Consider the following 18335-nt stretch of genomic DNA (forward strand, 5'->3'; position numbering starts at 1 on the left):
GCCATTGGGCTGACGCCGGGCTCGGCGGGCACAGCCTGTGGATAACTCCGGCGCTGTCGGTCCGGACCCCTATCGTGGAGGCAGTGGTCGAGGGACGACGTACGGGGGACAGGACTATGGGTGGGATGGGCGGGATCAGCGCGATGCCAACGGTGACCGGGACGGCAGGGGCGACTGAGAGCGAGGCGCTGGCCACGCTGCACCGGGTCTTCGGGTACGAGGCCTTCCGCGGCGAGCAGGAGGCGGTGATCGAGCATGTGGTGGCCGGCGGTGACGCCGTGGTCCTCATGCCGACCGGCGGCGGCAAGTCCCTGTGCTACCAGATCCCGGCCCTGGTCAGACCCGGTACGGGCGTGGTGGTCTCGCCGCTCATCGCGCTGATGCAGGACCAGGTGGACGCGCTGCGGGCGCTCGGCGTGCGCGCCGGGTTCATGAACTCCACGCAGGACTTCGACGAGCGCAGAGTGGTGGAGGCCGAGTTCCTGGCCGGGGAGCTGGACCTCCTCTACCTGGCGCCGGAGCGGCTCCGCCTGGACTCCACCCTCGATCTCCTCTCCCGCGGCAAGATCTCCGTCTTCGCGATCGACGAGGCGCACTGCGTGTCCCAGTGGGGCCACGACTTCCGCCCCGACTACCTGGCCCTGTCCCTGCTCGGCGAGCGCTGGCCGGACGTGCCGCGCATCGCACTCACGGCCACGGCCACGCACGCGACGCACCAGGAGATCACCGAGCGGCTGCACATGCCGACGGCCCGGCACTTCGTGGCGAGCTTCGACCGGCCCAACATCCAGTACCGGATCGTGCCGAAGGCCGACCCCAAGAAGCAGCTGCTGGGCTTCCTGAGAGAGGAGCACGCGGGCGACGCGGGCATCGTGTACTGCCTGTCGCGCAAGTCCGTGGAGGCGACGGCGGAGTTCCTCAGCCGCAACGGCATCGAGGCCGTCCCGTACCACGCCGGTCTGGACGCGGGCACTCGCGCGGCGCACCAGTCCCGGTTCCTGCGGGAGGAGGGATTGGTCGTGGTGGCGACCATCGCCTTCGGCATGGGCATCGACAAGCCGGACGTCCGTTTCGTCGCCCACCTCGACCTGCCCAAGTCGGTCGAGGGCTACTACCAGGAGACGGGCCGCGCGGGCCGCGACGGTCTGCCGTCCACGGCCTGGATGGCGTACGGCCTCAACGACGTCATACAGCAGCGCAAGCTGATCCAGCTCGGCGAGGGCGACGAGGCGTTCCGTCGGCGGGCCGCCGCCCACCTGGACTCGATGCTGGCGCTGTGTGAGACGGCCCGGTGCCGGCGCGGACAGCTGCTGAACTACTTCGGCCAGGAACCGGACCCGGCCGGCTGCGGCAACTGCGACACGTGTCTGACCCGGCCCGAGACCTGGGACGGCACAGTCGCCGCGCAGAAGGTTCTGTCGACGGTGGTGCGGCTGCAGCGGGAGCGTGGGCAGAAGTTCGGCGCGGTGCAGATCATCGACATCCTCCTGGGCAAGCGCACCGGCAAGGTCATCCAGTTCGACCACGACCAGCTGTCGGTGTTCGGCATCGGCGAGGAACTGACCGAGGGCGAATGGCGGGGCGTCATACGGCAGTTGCTGGCCCAGGGACTGCTCGCGGTCGAGGGCGAGTACGGCACGCTGGTGCTGACCGAGGCCAGCGGATCGGTGCTGCGGCGCGAGCGGGAGGTGCCGCTGCGCAAGGAGCCGAAGAAGCCGGCGACCTCGCGGTCGGCGTCCTCGTCCACCGGCCGGGGCGAGCGCAAGGCCAAGGCCGCCGCGGTGGAGCTGCCCGAGGCCCTGCAGCCGGCGTTCGAGGCCCTGCGCGCCTGGCGCGCCGAGCAGGCCCGGGAGCAGGGCGTCCCGGCGTACGTCATCTTCCACGACGCGACGCTGCGGGAGATCGCCCTGGCCTGGCCGACGTCGGTACGGCAGCTCGGCGGCATCAGCGGGGTCGGCGAGAAGAAGCTGACGACGTACGGGGAGGGTGTGCTGGCGGTACTGGCCTCACTGGGCGACGCCCCGGGTGCGGCTCCGGCGACGGACGGCAAGCCGGCGCCGGACGACAAGCAGATACACGACGACTGGCCCGAGATGGAGCCGGAGCCGGAGCCGGACGACTGGATCTAGGCGGCCGGGGGTGCCGTGGGCTGCAGGTTGGCCGGCCGCCCGGGTCGGGCATCGGTGACCCGGGGCGGCCGGTGTCCGGCGGCGAAAGGCGGAAGGCGCAGCTCGCTCCAGGGCGAACCCTCCGTCCTCCTCAGGGCGTCAGCATGGGTCACAGCGCCCGCGCCGCGTACGCCCTGACGTCCGCGTCCGTGTCCGTCGTGGCCGTGGCGAGGGCCGCGCGGGCGTCGGCGGTGTGGTTGTGCCGGGTCAGGGCCAGTACGGCGGCCTTGCGGACGTCGGCGTTCGGGTCGGCGAGGGCCTTCGCCAGGGCGGGGACGGCCACGTCGGACTCGGCGGCGGACAGCGCGGTCGCGGCGCCCGACCGGACCTGCCACGCCGAGGCGGACAGGGCGGCCACGGCACGTGCGGCCAGCGGCGGCGGACACCCGGTCGTACCGAGCGCCCCGTAGGCGGCCCCCTGGACCAGCGCGTCAGGGTCCTGGGCGAGGTCGGCAAGGGCGGCAAGGATGGTGGCCGACGGGCTGCCGGGCCCGGTGTCGTCGGGGCCGGTGTCGTCGGAACCGACGGTCCCTGCACCGCCCTCCGCCCACACCGTCGCCAGCGCCTTGGCGAGGGTCACCCGGACCTCGCGGGACGGGTCGACGGTGGCGGCCCGGGCCAGTTCCGTGGCGGCGTCGACCGAGACCAGGGCCCGGACGGCCTCGATGCGGACCGGGATCTCCGCGTCGGTCAACGCCCCGGCGAACAGCGCCGCGTCACCCAGGCGCAGCGCGCGCAGGACGTCCAGAGCGGCAGCACGGACGACCGGGTCGGCCACGGTCAGCGCGGCGGCGAGGCCGTCCCGGAGCGTGGCCTCCGCGGGCAGTGTCTCGACGAGTTCGCGGAGTGAGGCGGCGGCCGCGGCGCGTACCTCGGCGGCGCCGTCGCGGAGGGCCTCGGCGAGGGCGGGGCCCGTCCCCGGCGGCACCGTCTCTGTGAGGACGGCGACGGCCTCACGGCGGACGGCCGACGCCGGGTCGGTCAAGTAGGGCCGCAACGCGTCGAGTTCGGGTTCCTCCTCGGCGAGGGCGACGAGTTCGAGGAGGCGCGCCGAGGCACGCTCGGGGTTGGAGGCCTCGGAGGCGTCGGACGCGCGGGTCTGGTCCACGGCCGGCTCGGAGAAGCCGCCCGAAGCCGAAGCCGAACCCGAAGCCGAACCCGCACCCGAACCCGCACCCGCACCCGAACCCGAACCCAGCCCGGCACCCGTGCCGTCCGCCACCGACACGCCGCCCGTGACCGCGCCCGCCGCCACCGGTGCCACGTCCCGTGACCCGGCCGTGGCGACCTCCTCGGCGTGGACCTCGCCGAGGTGGCGGGACGGGCCGCCCACCGGCGTGAACTCGTCGATGGGCACGAGGTACGGAGCCACGGGACGGGCCGTGAACTCCATCGCACCGGAGGGGGACTTGTGGAGATCGAGATGGTGGAACCAGGAGGTGTCGTCGCGATGGGGATGGTCCAGGCGATCGTGGTACAGGCCCCAGCGGGACTCCGTGCGGGCCAGCGAGGCGCGCGCGGCCATCTCCGCGCAGTCGCGGATGAAGGTGACCTCGGCGCACCGCATCAGCTCGTGCGGGGTCCGCGCACCCATCGCCGCGATGTCGTCGCGCATCCGCTCGAAGGCCTCGAGGGCGAGCGAGAGCCGGGCGCCCGACTTCGGCGGCGCCACGTAGTCGTTCACGAAGCGGCGCAGTTTGTACTCGACCTGGGTCTGCGGCGGCCCGTCCGGGTTGTGCAGCGGGCGGTAGATCAGCTCGTGCGCCTCACGCAGCTGGTCGGCGGACAACTCCCCTTCGTAGGGGGAGTACTGGGCCGCGTCCGCCCCCGCGAGGTCACCGAAGACGAACGCGCCGATCATGTAGTTGTGCGGCACGCAGGCCAGGTCGCCGGCGGCGTACAGCCGCGGCACGGTCGTACGGGCGTGGTCGTCCACCCGTACTCCCGAGGCCGAGTGGCCGCCGCACAGGCCGATCTCGGAGATGTGCATCTCCACGTCGTGGGTGCGGTAGTCGTGGCCGCGGCCGGAGTGGAAGGTCCCGCGCGTGGGCCGCTCCGTGGAGTGCAGGATCGACTCCAGGGCGGAGATCGACTCCTCTGGGAGATGGCTGAGCTTCAGGTACACAGGTCCCCGGTCGGAGGCGATCTCCGCCGCGAACTCGGCCATCATCTGGCCGGACCAGTAGTCGGAGTCGACGAAGCGTTCGCCGTGCCGGTTGACCTGGTAGCCGCCGAAGGGGTTGGCGACGTAGGCGCAGGCGGGGCCGTTGTAGTCCTTGATCAGCGGATTGATCTGGAAGCACTCGATGCCGGTGAGCTCGGCGCCCGCGTGGTAGGCCATCGCGTAGCCGTCGCCCGCGTTGGTCGGGTTCTCGTAGGTTCCGTACAGGTAGCCGGAGGCGGGGAGTCCCAGGCGGCCGCATGCGCCGGTCGCCAGGATCACCGCGCCGGCGCGCACCACCACGAACGCACCCGTACGTGTGTTGAAGCCGACCGCCCCCACGGCCCGCCCGTCATCGGGGGACGTCAGCACGCGCACCGGCATCACCCGGTTCTCGATGCGGATCCGCTCCCGCATCTCACGCCGCCGCAGCTGCCGGTACAGGACCTTCTTGACGTCCTTGCCCTCGGGCATCGGCAGCACGTAGGAGCCGGAGCGGTGCACCTGGCGGACCGCGTAGTCGCCGTGCTCGTCCTTCTCGAACTTCACGCCGTAGGACTCGAGCCGCTGCACCATGGCGAAGCCGCGGGTGGCGGTCTGGCGGACGGTGGACTGGTCGACGATGCCGTCGTTGGCGCGGGTGATCTCGGCGACGTAGTCGTCGGGCTCGGCGCGGCCGGGGATGACCGCGTTGTTGACGCCGTCCATGCCCATGGCGAGCGCGCCGGAGTGGCGGACGTGGGCCTTCTCCAGCAGCAGCACGTTCGCGCCGTGTTCGGCGGCGGTCAGCGCGGCCATGGTGCCGGCGGTGCCGCCGCCGACCACGAGGACGTCGCAGGAGATCTCCTCCGCCTCGTCGAGGGCGGGGATCTGCAGAGGGGTGTCCACCAATGTGCCTTTCACCATGCGAGTCACCGTCCGAGTGCCGGGCCGGGTCACGTTCCGAGCGAGGAGAGGACGTCGCGGCGCAGCGCCACGCGCGCGGGGTCGTCGTGCGCCGTGCGGTCACGAGGGCGCGGCACCTCGCGTACGGCGGTCAGCCGGCCATTGCCGAGCAGGGCCACGCGGTCGCCGAGAAAGAGCGCCTCGTCCACGTCGTGGGTGACGAAGACGACGGTCGCGCCCGTGCCGCCGAGCACCTCCACCAGCAGGTCCTGCATGCCGGCGCGGGTCTGGGCGTCGAGCGCGCCGAAGGGTTCGTCCATGAGGACGGCGCGGGGCGCTCCCGCGAGCGCGCGGGCCAGTTGGGCGCGCTGGCGCTGTCCGCCGGAGACGCGGTGCGGCAACTGCCGTGCGTGCGCGGCGAGTCCGACCCGGTCGAGCCAGGAGTCGGCCTGGGACCGGCGTGCGGTGCGGGACAGGCCCTTGATGGCGAGCGGGAGTTCGACGTTGGCGCGCAGGGTGCGCCAGGGCAGGAGGGCGTCCTCCTGGAAGACCAGGGCGCGGTCCGCGGCGGGGCCGGTCAGCGGGCCGCCGTCCTGGGTGATCTCGCCGGCGAGCAGCGGCAGCAGCCCGGCCAGGGTGCGCAGCAGCGTCGACTTGCCGCAGCCGGAGGCGCCGACGACGGTGAGGATCTCGCCGGGTGCGATGTCCAGGTCGACGTCCGCCAGGACCGCGGCGTCCGGGCGGCCGAGGGCGGCGCGCCGGAGGGCGAGGCGCGTGCCCCGTACCGCGCCCGGTGCTTGCCCCTCCCTCTTCGGTACTTGCCCCTCCCTCTCCGGGAGGGGAGGGCGGGACGCCTCGGGGCCGGTCACTTCCGGGGTGGTCACTTCCGTGTCAGACGAGGTGCTCATCGCGTGTCTCCTCGGTCGACGTGGCGGTCTCGGTCTTCGTGACCGCGGCGGCGGGCGACACCGGGACGGTCGCTCGGGGGCGTACGCCGGGGACGTACGAGGTCCGCGGCAGCCACCGTGTGAGACGGCGGCCGAGCAGTTCCACGGCCGTGGAGGTGATCCAGCCGAGTACGCCGATCGTGACCATGCCGACGAAGACGCCCGCGTAGTCGACGACCGTGTAGTCCTGCCAGGTGCGGTAGCCGACGCCGTACTGGCCGGAGATCATCTCGGCGGAGATCACGCAGATCCACGAGACGCCGATGCCGACCGACAGTCCGCCGAAGATGCCGGGCAGCGCGCCGGGCAGCACGACCGAGCCGAGGACCCGCCAGCGGCCGCCGCCCATCGTGAGCACCGCCTCCTCCCACGCGGGCGTCAGCGCGCGGACCGCGTGCCGGGTGGAGACAAGGACCGGGAAGAAGGCGGCCGTGCAGGTGATGAAGACGATGCCCTGCTCGTTGGAGGGGAAGAGGAGGATCGCGACCGGGACCAGGGCGATCGCCGGGATCGGGCGGACGACCTCCAGCAACGGGCCGAGCACGTCCTCGGCGAGGCGGGAGCGCGCCACGAGCACGCCCGTCGCCACACCCAGGACGGCGGCGAGGAGGAAGCCGGTGAGGATACGGGTCAGGCTGTCGGTGAGGTCCGTCCAGTAGTCGGGCCCGGACAGCCGGTCGGCGAAGGCGCGGGCCACGTCGGCGACCGTCGGGAACTGCGAGAAGCGCAGCCACAGGTCGACGTCAAGGCTGGTCAGCAGCTGCCAGACCCCGAGGGCGACGGCCAGCGACGCCACCCTCAGTCCATAGCGTGCAAGGGGTCGCAGGCTCACGACGCCCGCCTCAGCGCGTCCGCGTACGTGACGACCCGGGCGCCTCCGTGCGCGGCGACGTACGCCCGCGCGGTCTCCGGGGCCACGAAGGGCAGGAGTTGCTTGCCGTCGGCCACCCATATCGCCTTGTCGGCGAACCAGAGGGTGCCGGTGGTGGCGTCGGGGACGTAGGCGGCGCGGATGCCGTCCTTGTGCCGGGCCACGTAACTCAGCAGCTGGTCGGGTGACTTGAAGCTCAGGGTCTTCTCGGCGCCCTTCGGCCACACCTCGCTCGCCGCCGCCGGGGGTGCCGAGGCGAGTTGCTGGGCGTAGTCCGCGCCGAGGGCCTTCTTGACGTACTGGTCGTCGACGAAGGCGTCCACGTCGATGTCCCCGGTCAGCTTGGCCGACTTCAGGACCGAGACGTCCTGCTTCAGCGCGGAGATCAGCTGCGGTTTGATCGCCGGGTCGAAGGTGGAGATGCCGTGGGCGCCGTTGTAGAGGTAGACGACCTCGGCGGGCAGTCCGGTGGCCTTGGCAACGGACTCGGCCGCGGCGACCGGGTGGGCGTCGAGATAGTCGGTGGCCTCCGACTGGGCCTTGAGGAAGGCCTCCAGGACGGCCGGCCGCTGCTTGGCGAAGTCCTCGCGGGCGGTGACACCGTGGAAGGTGGGGAGGTTCAGCTCGGCGCCGTCGTACAGGGCCTTCGCCTTGCCCTGGAAGGTGAGCAGTCCGGGCCAGGCGACGAACTGGGACAGCGCGTCCGCGCTGCCCGCCGACAGGGCCGAAGCGCCCACCGCGGGCTGCTGGTTGAGCTTCTCGATGCCCTTGTCGGAGTCGATGCCGGCCCGTTGCACGGCCCGTACGAGCGTGCCGTCGGCCGCGGAGCCGATGCTGGTGGAGACCTTCTTGCCCTTCAGGTCGGCGAGGGAGGCCAGTTTGGAGTCGGGGGAGGTGACGATCGTGTTGAGGCCGCCGCGCAGGTTGTAGCCGGTGACGGAGACCAGACGAGTCGGCCTGCCGAGCTGCTTGCCCCGGGCCGCGTTGATGAGCAGCGGGAAGTCGCCCATCGAGCCGATGTCGATCTTCCCCGCGGTCATCTGCGCGGTGATGGGGGCACCGGTGGCGTAGTCCTGCCAGTCGACCTTGTAGGTGTGGCCGTCGTTGAGGGCGTTGAGGTCCCGCTCGAAGTAGCCGAGGGAGCGCAGGAGGGTGCCCGCGGTGACCGTGTTGATGGTCTTGGACTGGTAGCCGACGGTGATGGTGACGTTCTTGCCGTCACCGGTCTCGGCGCTGCCGCCGCAGGCGGTCAGGGGGAGCAGCAGCAGGGCGGCGGAGACGGGAGGGGCGGTGCGTTTCACGAGTCGGTTCGCAAGTACGGCGCGTTTCACGGGAGTTCGGGCCTCTCACCGGAGCAGATAGGGCATGTTGACCGTCACGGCTCCGGTGGGACAGCGGGCCGCGCACGGGCCGCAGTACCAGCACTCGTCGACGTGCATGTACGCCTTGCCGCTGCTGTCGTCGATGGCGAGGGAGTCCAGCGGGCACATGTCCACGCAGAGGGTGCAGCCGTCGATGCACTTCGACTCGTCGATGGTCACGGGCACGTCGGCCCGCTGGGGCGCCAAAGGCATGGCTGTCTCCAGGAAACGGGTCAGGAAGGGGACTACGGGAAGGGGACTGCCTGAAGGGGGACTAGAGGGAGCGGTGCAGCAGGCCGCTCATGGTGATGCGGTCGCCGCGGAAGCGGATGAACTCCAGGTCGACCGGGCGGCCGTCGGCGAGATGCGTGAGCCGGTCCAGCATGAGGACGGCCGCGCCGCGCGGTGCCTCGAGCACGGCGGCGGAGTGGGCGTCCGCGTTGACCGCCTCCAGGGTGATCTCGGCGTGGCCGAGCCGCCGGCCGGTGATGGCCTCGATGAGGCGGAAGACGTCGGTGTTCTCCAGGTCGGCGCCGAGCAGGGCGGTGCCGATGTCGAGCGGGATGTAGGTCAGGTCGAGGGAGAGGGGAATGCCGTTGAGCCTGCGCAGGCGTTCGATGTAGAGGACGTCGGCGCCGGCGGGGACCCGCAGGCGTTCGGCGACCGGGGCGGGTGCGGGGGCGGGGCCCATCGTGCGGACCTCGTTGGTGACCCGGCCGTGTTCGTGGAGGGTCTCGGCGAGCCCCATCAGCCGGTCGAGGCCGTGCGGGTATTTCCGCCCCACGACGACGGTGCCGACCCCCGGCTGACGCTCGACGAGGCCCTCGGCCCTCAGCAGGTCCAGGGCCTGGCGGACGGTGTTGCGGGTGGCGCGATAGTCCGCCGCGAGGGTCGTCTCGTGCGGCAGCGTGCGGTCCGGGAAGCCGCCGGCCAGCAGTTGGTGACGGAGCAGGTCGGCGAGCTGCCGTGCCTGGTCGGCGCGCAGCCGGCCCCGCGCACGGTGGGCGGCGACGGTGGTCGCGCCCTGTCCGGCGTGGTCTCGGATGCGGTCGCTCGGTGGCATGCCTCGAACCATACCGAGCAGGTAGGGAACGAAGTGTTGCGACAGTGTTGCGCCACCTGCCGACCCGTCAGGCAGAGCACTGACCTGCGCAAAGGGCTGGTGTGGAGCAAGATCTGCCAGTCAGGACAGGGCGGTCAGTCCGGGAGCGAACGTGATCAGCAACGGCAGCAGCGGCACGAGGGCGGCCACCGTCGCCGTCAGTGCCCGGTGCCGCCGCCCCAGCCTCAGTGGCGGCTCCAGCAGCCGGTCCACCCGCTCGCCCAGCAGCCGGTGGCTGGAGGCGCAGGACAGTACCCCGCGGTGCTGGTTCAGCTCGATCAGCGCCAGCGCGGTCGTCAGATGTCCGCACCGCCGTGACGCCGTGTCGTCCGCCGCCAGCTCCACCAGCCGGTGCGTCTGGTCGCAGAAGTGGGCGAACAGCGGCACCCGCGGGAACCCGGTGGCCAGCGCGGTCGACAGATGCAGCAACCAGTCGTGGTGGGCCCGCGCGTGGTCCCGTTCGTGCGTGAGTACGGCGTCCAGCTGGTGGTCGGTGAGCCGGTGCAGCGCGCCCGTCGTGACGACGAGCTGCGCCGGATGTCCCGGCATCCACCAGGCGTCGGGGTACTCGTCCTCCAGCACCAGCAGCGGCCCCCGCGCCGCCGCCTCGAGACCGGCCGGCAGCTCGGGCGCCCGCTCGCGCAGATGCGCCCGGGTCACACCGCGCCGCCGCCGGGCCTCGACCAGTTCGCGGCCGAGCACCGCGGTCGTCCAGGCGGCACCGCAGGCCAGCAGCACCGTGAGGGCGGCGGCCCACACGGGCGCGACGGACAGGTCGTAGGCGGCGGTGACCGCCGGTGGCGCGGGTGCGAAGAGCTGGGTGCGCACCGTGCCGAACACGGCCGCCGCGCCGAGCAGCAGCGCCGCCAGGCAGCACATCAGGACCGTGGCGACCAGGCACTGCCACACCCACAGCGCGACCACGGGCTCCCGCTCGGGCCAGCCGGCCCGCACCAGGGCACGCGGGACCGGCACGGCGGCCGTCAGGGCCACGACACTCAGCAGGAGCAGGCAGAAGGTCATGCCACGGGCTCCGGATCCTGGTCGGAGGAAAGGGGCGAGGGCGGGGCAACCGGCTCGGCGCGCAAGTCGCCCGCCGCCAGTATGACGGCGAAGGACGCCGGAGTCAGGAGACAAGAGCGACCCACTACGTCCCGTGCAGTCACCGTCACACCCCAACGCCCCGACACCTTCCGGAGATCAGCGCCTCGCCGGCCCGTCCCTCACCCGCGATCGGCCTGCTCACCGGCCCTCCCGGCCGTGTCACAGCGCCACGATCCCTGCCGCATCACCCGCCACGATCCGTGCCTCGTCACCCGCCGCGAACCGCGCCCACGTCACTACGATCAGCGCCCCGTCACCCCGTCACCCCGTCACCCCGCCACGATCCGCCCCGTCACCTCCCCCAGACCCAGCCGCACCCCGTCCGGCCCCGGAGCCCACGCCGAGAGCGTCACCACGTCCCCGTCCTCCAGGAACGTCCGCTTGCCCTCCGGAAGTTCCAGCGGATCCCGTCCGTTCCAGGTCAGCTCCAGCAGCGACCCGCGCTGCGCCGGCTCCGGCCCGCTCACCGTGCCGGATCCGTAGAGGTCGCCCGTCCGCAGGGAGGCCCCGTTCACGGTCATGTGGGCCAGCTGCTGCGCCGCCGTCCAGTACATGGTGGAGAAGGGCGGCTCCGAGACGACATGGCCGTTGATCGCGACGGAGATCCGCAGGTCGTAGCCCCCGGGCTCGGCTTCGGGGCCGGAGTCGTCCAGATACGGCAGCAACGCGTGCGTGCGCCGCGGCGGCGCCACACGCGCGTGCTCCAGCGCGTCCAGCGGAGTGATCCAGGCGGACACCGACGTGGCGAAGGACTTGCCGAGGAACGGGCCGAGCGGGACGTACTCCCAGGCCTGGACGTCCCGCGCCGACCAGTCGTTGAGCAGGCACAGCCCGAACACGTGCTCGGGGAACTCCGCGAGCCCCACGGGCGTTCCCATGGCGGACGGCACACCCACCACGAAACCCACCTCGGCCTCGATGTCGAGGCGGACCGACGGCCCGAAGACCGGCTCCGCGTCCCCCGGAGCCTTCCGCTGGCCCGAGGGCCGTACGACATCGGTGCCGGAGACCACCACCGTGCCCGACCGTCCGTGATAACCGATCGGGAGGTGCTTCCAGTTCGGCGTCAGCGAGTCCGCCGCGTCGGGGCGGAAGATCTGCCCGACGTTCCGCGCGTGGTTCTCGGAGGCGTAGAAGTCGACGTAGTCCGCGACCTCGAAGGGGAGGTGCAGGGTCACCGAGGACAGAGGGTGCAGGAAGTCCGCGATCGCCTCCTGATGCGCCGGCACGGTCACCCACGCCGTCAGCGCGCGCCGCACGTCCGACCAGGCGGTGCGACCCGCGGCGAGCAGAGGGTTCAGCGAGGGCTGCGCCAGGAGCGACACGTACGGCGAGCCGAGCGCCCGGGCCGCCCCGCCCGCGTCCAGGACGTGGTCGCCGAGCCGGACGCCGACACCTCGCCGGGCAGAACCGGCGGGCGAGAACACGCCGTACGGAAGGTTGTGCGGACCGAAGGGATCGCCTTCGGGAACATCGAAGGGGGGCATGGGGTGCTGCCTCACTCTCGTGCGTTTCTGCTGGCCGTGCCACACGTTACGGCCGGGGCCGCCTTCTTGGGCAGTGTCTAAAGAGTTTGCAATGTCCGAATTGGCCTTGTCGGAGCAGGCAATTCCGGCTTAGCGTCCTTTGGGGGACACGGACGGGGTGGGTCCGGTCCGTAGGGGGGACACGTGGGGGGACCCGTGGCCAGGAGCACGAGCAGTGTGCCGTTCCAGGCGGACCGTGACGTGCCGGGCCTGATCGTCAAGTTCGGCGACTATCCCTTGCACCACGGCGGCGTGGGTGCGATCCGCAGTCTGGGCCGGCTGGGCATCCCCATGTACGCGATCACCGAGGACGCCTACACGCCCGCCGCATCCTCCCGCTATCTCAAGCGGGCCTTCGTCTGGCCGACCACCGGCACGGAGGACCCCGGCCACCTGGTGGAGGGCCTGCTGCGCGTCGGGCGGCGCATCGGCCGCCCCACCGTCCTCCTGCCCACCGACGAGGAGGCCGCCGTCCTGATCGCCGAGCACCAGGGCGACCTCGCGGGCCGTTTCCTCTTCCCGCGTGTGGAGCCCGCCCTGCCGCGCCGCCTGGCGAGCAAGCAGGGCTTGCACGAACTGTGCGTGGAGCACGGCATCCCCAGCCCGACGGCCGCGTTCCCGCGGTCGTACGACGACATCGTGGCCTTCGCCGAGAAGGCCCGCTTCCCGGTGGTGGCCAAGAACCGCGAGGCGTTCCTGCGGCGCAGGCGGCCCGCGGTGAACGGCACGACACGCATCGGCACCCGCGAGGGCCTGCTGCGGCTGGCCCGCGACTGGGGCGAGCGGCCCGGGGTGATCCTCCAGGAGTACCTGCCCAGGGAGGACGCCGAGGACTGGATCGTGCACGCCTACTTCGACCAGGACTCCACCCCGCTCGCCATGTTCACCGGCGTGAAGGTGCGCTCCTGGCCCCCGCACGCCGGAATGACGGCGAACGCGTACGTCGTCGACAACCCGGAACTCGCCGACCTCGCCGCGCGTTTCATCAAGCAGATCGGCTTCACCGGCATCATCGACCTCGACCTGCGCTTCGACCGGCGCGACGGCCGGTACAAGCTGCTCGACTTCAACCCGCGCGTGGGCGCCCAGTTCCGGCTCTTCGAGAACGAGTCGGGGGTGGACGTCGTCCGCGCCATGCATCTGGACCTGACCGGCCGCACCGTCCCGGAGGGGGAACAGCGAGCCGGTCACCGGTACATCGTGGAGAACATCGACCTGCCCGCCCTGCTCGCCTACCGCCGCAGCGGCTACACGACGCCGCACGCGCCGGCCCGTGCGAGCGGGACGGAACTGGCCTGGCTCGCGGGTGACGACCCGCTGCCGTTCCTCACGATGCTCGCGCGCTTCGTGCGGCCGGGCGCGAAGCACCTGTATCAGCTGTGGCGGACCAACCGCCGCGGCGGCACCACCAGTTCGGGGGGCTAGCCGACCGTCAGCCGTCCGAGCCGAACCACACGAAGTGGCGAATTCAGCGTCCTGGGGAGGGACTTCGTGATTCAACCGGTTGCGATCATCGGCGCCGGGCCGTTCGGCCTGTCCACCGCCGCCCATCTGCGCGCACGCGGCATCCCGGTCCGCGTCTTCGGCGAGCCCATGGTCAGCTGGCGCGACCACATGCCCGCCGGGATGCTCCTGAAGTCGACGCCCGTGGCCTCCAGCCTCGACGCGCCGCAGCAGGGGCACACTCTCGCCGACTACTGCGACGCCGCCGGCATCAAGCGGCTGGTGACGGACGAGGACATCATCCCGGTCGAGACCTTCATCGCCTACGGCGAGTGGTTCCAGCAGAAGCTGGTGCCCGAGCTGGAGCGGGTGCGGGTGGTCTCGGTCGACCGGGGGAGCGGCGGCGGCTTCGAACTGAAGCTGGACTCCGGCGAGTTGTTCACCGCCCGCGCGGTCGTCGTGGCGACCGGCCTGCACGGCCTCGCCCACCTGCCCGCGGAACTGGCCGCGGCGCCGGACGGCCCCGCCCCCACGGGCCCGGTCTCCCACAGCTCACAGCACCACGACCTCACGCGCTACGCCGGCAAGGACCTGATCGTGGTCGGCGCCGGCCAGTCCGCGCTGGAGACGGCGGTGCTGGCGGCGGAGGCGGGCGCGCAGGTGAGGGTGGTCTCCCGGGGCCGCGGCAAGGTCGCCTTCGGGGCACCGCCCTGGAACCAGCCCAGGCTGCGCCCCGAGTCGCCCTTCGGCCGTGCCTGGTCGCTGTGGGCACTGAGCTACTACCCGCACCCGTACCGCCGTCTCCCGGCCGGGGCGCGCCACTATCTCGTCCGCCGGGTCCTCGGCCCGCTCGGCGCCTGGTGGCTGCGCGACCGCTTCGAGGGCAAGGTGCAGGTCACCGAGGTCGACAGGATCGTAGGAACCGACGCGGACGGTGGCAGCCCGACGCTCACGGTGCGCACCTTCGGCGGTCAGACCGAGAAGCTGGCGGCGGACCACGTCATCGCGGCGACCGGCTACCGCGTGGACATCGCGGCGATGGACTTCCTCGGGCCCGAGCTGCGCACCCGTGTCGCCGTCAGCCGTGGCGCGCCCCGGCTGGGCGCCGGGTACGTGTCCTCGGTCCCCGGCCTGTACTTCACCGGTCTGCCGGCCGCGGCCTCGTACGGACCGGTGATGCGGTTCGTCTGCGGCACGGGGTTCGCCTCCCCGAGGCTGGCGAGGCACCTGGCGGCGGCACACGGCTGAACCGCCCACCGCCGACCGGCGAGGAGCGCGTCCGCCCGGCGCGAGGCGCTCCTCGCGAGCTCCCCGACACCCGCCGGTGACAAGGGAGTTGAGCGACACCTGCCGGAGATACGGGAGTTGACGGAGGGGCGGGGGAGAACGGGCCGGTCGACCGGTTCGCGATGAGTCGGTGGGACGTGCGGTCCGTATTCTCTGATCATGGCCGCACCCACCGCATATGGACTCATCGCCACCGACCTGGACGGCACACTGCTCCGAGGTGACGACACCCTCTCCGACCGGTCTCTCGCCGCCCTCGCGCGCGTGGCCGGCGCCGGTGTCCGGCACCTCGTGGTGACCGGCCGGCCGGCTCCCAGAGTGCGGCCGCTCCTCGACGACCTGGGCGGTCGGGGGCTCGCGGTGTGCGGACAGGGCGCGCAGGTGTACGACCACCGCGCGGACCGTCTGCTGTGGTCCGTCACGCTGGACCGGGAGCTGGCCGAGACGGCCCTCGGCAAGATCGAGGCCGAGGTGGGACAGGTGTACGCGGCCGTCGACCAGGACGGCGTCGACGGCCTCACGCTCATCGAACCCGGGTACCTCATGCCGCACCCCACCCTGCCCGCCGTACGGGTCGGCCGGCGCGACGACCTGTGGTGCGAGCCCATCAGCAAGGTGCTGCTGCGCCATCCCGAGCTGTCCGACGACGAGTTGGCGGCGACGGCGCGCTCGGTGGTCGGCTCGCTGGCCACCGTCACCATGTCGGGGCCCGGGACCGTCGAACTCCAACCGTGCGGCATCACCAAGGCCACCGGGCTCGCGCTGGCCGCCGAACACCTGGGGCTCGGCCCGCGGCAGACCATCGCCTTCGGCGACATGCCCAACGACATCCCGATGTTCGACTGGGCCGCCCACGGCGTCGCGATGGCCAACGCCCATCCCGAACTCAAGGCGGTGGCCGACGAGATCACCCTGTCGAACGAGGACGACGGCATCGCCGTCGTCCTCGAGAGACTGTTCTGACCGGTCGGCTCAGTAGGCGCCGTACACGTTGTCGATCGAACCGTAGCGCGCGGCCGCGTAGTTGCAGGCGGCGGTGATGTTGGCGACCGGGTCGTAGGGGTCCCACGAGGTGCCGGACACGTGGTAGGCGGTGAAGGTCGGGTCGATGACCTGCAGCAGACCCTTGGACGGGGTGCCGGCGAGCGCGTTGGAGTCCCAGTTGTTGATCGCGTACGGGTTGCCCGAGGACTCGCGGATCACGTTGCGGTAGATGCCGTTGTAGGTGCCGGGGATCCCGTGCTGCGCCATGACCTGGAGGGAGGCCCGGATCCAGCCGTCGAGGTTGTTGGCGTAGCCCAGCGAGGTGGCGGTGGCCACGGTGGGGGTGGCGGCGGAGGCGCTGGTCGCGCCCACGATCGGCAGGGCGAGGACGGCGGCACCCGTGCCGATGACGGCGAGCTTGCGGACGATGCGGGAGCTTCTGGTACGGCGGTGCTGAGCGGCAGCGGACATGACGAGGTTCCTCTCCGTCGCCTGCGAGGTGAGCTGTCGGGTTCGGGCGGGAGATGCCCGGCCGCACCGCCGTACGGCGACACGACTTCACCCCGAGCCGGACCGGATGTCCTGGGACGTCCGAATCGGCGAACTACCTGGTTCCCCCGCTCCTGCCGTGCGTTCTCGGTTGGTGGAACGGGCGGCGGCAGGATTAGGCGTCCGCCCGACAGGCCGGGAACGTATGCGAGAGCACATGTCCGGAACAAGTCCCGAATTCACACATCACCCCTGTTGACCTTGGTCTGAGGCATATGGGGTGCTTGATCCTTTGCGGTTGCCAAGCCTCAACTCGGGCGCAGGAAAAGGCGGATCGGGAGAAATGCACCGGAATGCGGATCATGCTCAGGCGTGAGCCAAGTCACTGGTTTAGACAAGAGAGGCAAAACGGGCAATGCCCTCAACTCATAGTCAAACGGCCGCCCGTGGGGCAGAGGTGGCACTCGCCCGTTCCGCCATTGGTGAGCGTGTCGGCGGACAGGGGTATCGGGATGGTCTGACTGCCGAGGAATGCGTGGTCGTCACCGGGGAAAGGTTGACTGCCGGGCTCGGCGTCGGCTTCTGTTCGGGACACGCGCCGCCGCTCCTCTTCACGTCGGGCGCGTGAGTCGGTAAAAATCGGTTCATATCAGTTGATCAAATACATACCGGTCGTGATCCGATACCGCCCGGCCTGGACGGGTGGGCGGCATCGGTGATCGAAAGGTGACCGGATACGCTGACTTGAGTGATGGCAGCGACGTATCGACAAACCGCGTAACCGCCAGTAGACACCAGCAGACAGGAGACCCCTCGTGACCGTCGTCGGGCCGTTCGGGCTGAGCGTGCGGGACCAGGCTCTGGAAGCCGATGTCCAGGCCGGATTGGCGGCCGTCGAGGAGGGACTGCTCGAAGCCACCAAGAGTGAGGTCCCCTTCATCACGGAGGCCGCCCAGCACCTGGTGCGGGCGGGTGGAAAGCGCTTCAGGCCGCTGCTCGTGATGCTCGCCGCCCAGTTCGGCGACCCGTACGCGCCCGGAGTCGTGCCGTCCGCCGTGGTCGTGGAGCTGACCCACCTCGCCACGCTGTACCACGACGACGTCATGGACGAGGCGGCGGTGCGCCGCGGGGTCGACAGCGCGAACACCCGCTGGGGCAACTCGGTGGCGGTACTGACCGGCGACTTCCTCTTCGCGCGTGCCTCGCACATCCTGGCCGACCTCGGTCCGGAGGCCGTGCGGGTGCAGGCTGAGGCGTTCGAGCGACTGGTCACCGGACAGATCCTGGAGACCGCGGGACCACAGGACGGACGCGACCCGGTCGACCACTACCTGGACGTGCTCGGCGGCAAGACAGGGTCGCTGGTGGCCGTGTCCTGCCGGTTCGGCGCGATGATGTCGGGCGCCGACGAGACGGTCGTGGACGTGCTCACCCAGTACGGGGAGCGGCTCGGGGTCGCCTTCCAGCTCGCCGACGACGTCCTGGACATCGCGTCCGACTCGCACGAGTCGGGGAAGACGCCGGGGACGGACCTGCGCGAGGGCATCCCGACCCTGCCGGTGCTGCGGCTGCGCGAGCGGGCTGCGCGCCTCGGGCTGGCCGAGGACATCGCCCTGTGCGAGCTGCTCGACTCCGACCTCACCGACGACGAGCGGCACGCGGAGGCGCTGGCCGGGCTGCGGGCGCATCCCGCCCTGGAGCAGGCGCGGCGCGACACCGTGCGCTACGCGGAGGAGGCGCGCTCGGCGCTGGCGCCGCTGAGGGAGTGCGACGCGAAGCTGGCGCTGATGGAGATGTGCGACGCGGTGGTGCACCGCGCGGGCTGATCTGCCCACGCCCCCTCACCAGAGGGAATGCCCCTTTGGACGCGGCAGGGGACTCGTCCCCTGCACCGCCGTCGGCCCGGAAGGGCCTCGTTCCCCGGATGCCGTACGGGCTACAACGGACGGGCTGAGCCAGCCCTTCCCGGTGATGTGATGCGCATCACATCCTTGGACTGAGTCCAGT

At 71.5% G+C, this 18335-nt stretch carries 14 protein-coding genes and 1 riboswitch; of the genes, 5 read left to right on the top strand and 9 right to left on the bottom strand.

Annotation, left to right across the window (positions count from 1 at the left end):
* Window positions 1–116 precede the first annotated feature (116 nt).
* Window positions 117–2129 carry a DNA helicase RecQ gene (gene recQ, locus ABZZ74_RS32695; protein ID WP_356771126.1) on the top strand — a complete coding sequence of 671 codons (2013 nt, stop codon included), beginning with the start codon at window positions 117–119 and terminating at the stop codon, window positions 2127–2129.
* Between the two features lie 148 nt (window positions 2130–2277).
* Here the strand turns inward: recQ and ABZZ74_RS32700 are convergent, their stop codons facing one another.
* The 8 genes from ABZZ74_RS32700 to fahA form a co-directional block, all read right to left on the bottom strand.
* Entirely contained in the window at window positions 2278–5235 is a 2958-nt protein-coding gene (locus tag ABZZ74_RS32700) for a fumarate reductase/succinate dehydrogenase flavoprotein subunit (RefSeq protein ID WP_356771128.1), read from the bottom strand.
* 29 nt (window positions 5236–5264) lie between these two features.
* Window positions 5265–6122, bottom strand: a complete 858-nt coding sequence (locus ABZZ74_RS32705) for an ABC transporter ATP-binding protein (protein WP_356771130.1) — start codon at window positions 6120–6122, stop codon at window positions 5265–5267.
* On the bottom strand, window positions 6106–6993 hold the full coding sequence (locus ABZZ74_RS32710; protein ID WP_356771132.1) for an ABC transporter permease: 888 nt from the start codon (window positions 6991–6993) through the stop codon (window positions 6106–6108). Before ABZZ74_RS32710 ends, ABZZ74_RS32705 begins: the two co-directional genes overlap by 17 nt.
* A complete protein-coding gene (locus ABZZ74_RS32715; protein ID WP_356771134.1) occupies window positions 6990–8333 on the bottom strand; it encodes an ABC transporter substrate-binding protein in 1344 nt (447 codons plus the stop codon). Before ABZZ74_RS32715 ends, ABZZ74_RS32710 begins: the two co-directional genes overlap by 4 nt.
* A 45-nt stretch (window positions 8334–8378) precedes the next feature.
* Entirely contained in the window at window positions 8379–8606 is a 228-nt protein-coding gene (locus tag ABZZ74_RS32720) for a ferredoxin family protein (protein WP_016437651.1), read from the bottom strand.
* A gap of 61 nt (window positions 8607–8667) precedes the next feature.
* Window positions 8668–9456 carry a GntR family transcriptional regulator gene (locus ABZZ74_RS32725; RefSeq protein ID WP_356771136.1) on the bottom strand — a complete coding sequence of 263 codons (789 nt, stop codon included), beginning with the start codon at window positions 9454–9456 and terminating at the stop codon, window positions 8668–8670.
* Between the two features lie 120 nt (window positions 9457–9576).
* Window positions 9577–10518: a M56 family metallopeptidase gene (locus ABZZ74_RS32730; protein ID WP_356771138.1), complete on the bottom strand. Its 942-nt coding sequence runs from the start codon at window positions 10516–10518 to the stop codon at window positions 9577–9579.
* Between the two features lie 350 nt (window positions 10519–10868).
* On the bottom strand, window positions 10869–12086 hold the full coding sequence (gene fahA / locus ABZZ74_RS32735) for a fumarylacetoacetase (protein ID WP_356771140.1): 1218 nt from the start codon (window positions 12084–12086) through the stop codon (window positions 10869–10871).
* A gap of 195 nt (window positions 12087–12281) precedes the next feature.
* Between fahA and ABZZ74_RS32740 the strand changes: the two genes are divergently transcribed.
* The 3 genes from ABZZ74_RS32740 (at window position 12282) to ABZZ74_RS32750 (ending at window position 15818) form a co-directional block, all read left to right on the top strand.
* Window positions 12282–13550, top strand: coding sequence for an ATP-grasp domain-containing protein (locus ABZZ74_RS32740; RefSeq protein WP_356771142.1), 1269 nt, complete (start codon window positions 12282–12284; stop codon window positions 13548–13550).
* 66 nt (window positions 13551–13616) lie between these two features.
* Window positions 13617–14816 carry an FAD-dependent oxidoreductase gene (locus tag ABZZ74_RS32745; RefSeq protein ID WP_356771144.1) on the top strand — a complete coding sequence of 400 codons (1200 nt, stop codon included), beginning with the start codon at window positions 13617–13619 and terminating at the stop codon, window positions 14814–14816.
* A 198-nt stretch (window positions 14817–15014) separates the two neighbouring features.
* Window positions 15015–15818, top strand: a complete 804-nt coding sequence (locus ABZZ74_RS32750) for an HAD family hydrolase (protein WP_356771146.1) — start codon at window positions 15015–15017, stop codon at window positions 15816–15818.
* A gap of 9 nt (window positions 15819–15827) precedes the next feature.
* On the opposite strand, the gene ABZZ74_RS32755 is transcribed toward ABZZ74_RS32750, so the two are convergent.
* Complete coding sequence (locus tag ABZZ74_RS32755; RefSeq protein WP_356771148.1) at window positions 15828–16310, bottom strand: transglycosylase SLT domain-containing protein; 483 nt, start codon at window positions 16308–16310, stop codon at window positions 15828–15830.
* Window positions 16311–16315: 5 nt separating this feature from the next.
* A riboswitch (cyclic di-AMP (ydaO/yuaA leader) is annotated at window positions 16316–16504 on the bottom strand.
* Between the two features lie 639 nt (window positions 16505–17143).
* On the opposite strand from ABZZ74_RS32755, the gene ABZZ74_RS32760 reads away from it, so the two are divergent.
* Window positions 17144–18154, top strand: a complete 1011-nt coding sequence (locus ABZZ74_RS32760) for a polyprenyl synthetase family protein (RefSeq protein ID WP_133043353.1) — start codon at window positions 17144–17146, stop codon at window positions 18152–18154.
* Window positions 18155–18335 lie beyond the last annotated feature (181 nt).

The organism is Streptomyces sp. NPDC006476, from assembly GCF_040612015.1.
Taxonomy (GTDB): domain Bacteria; phylum Actinomycetota; class Actinomycetes; order Streptomycetales; family Streptomycetaceae; genus Streptomyces; species Streptomyces griseorubiginosus_B.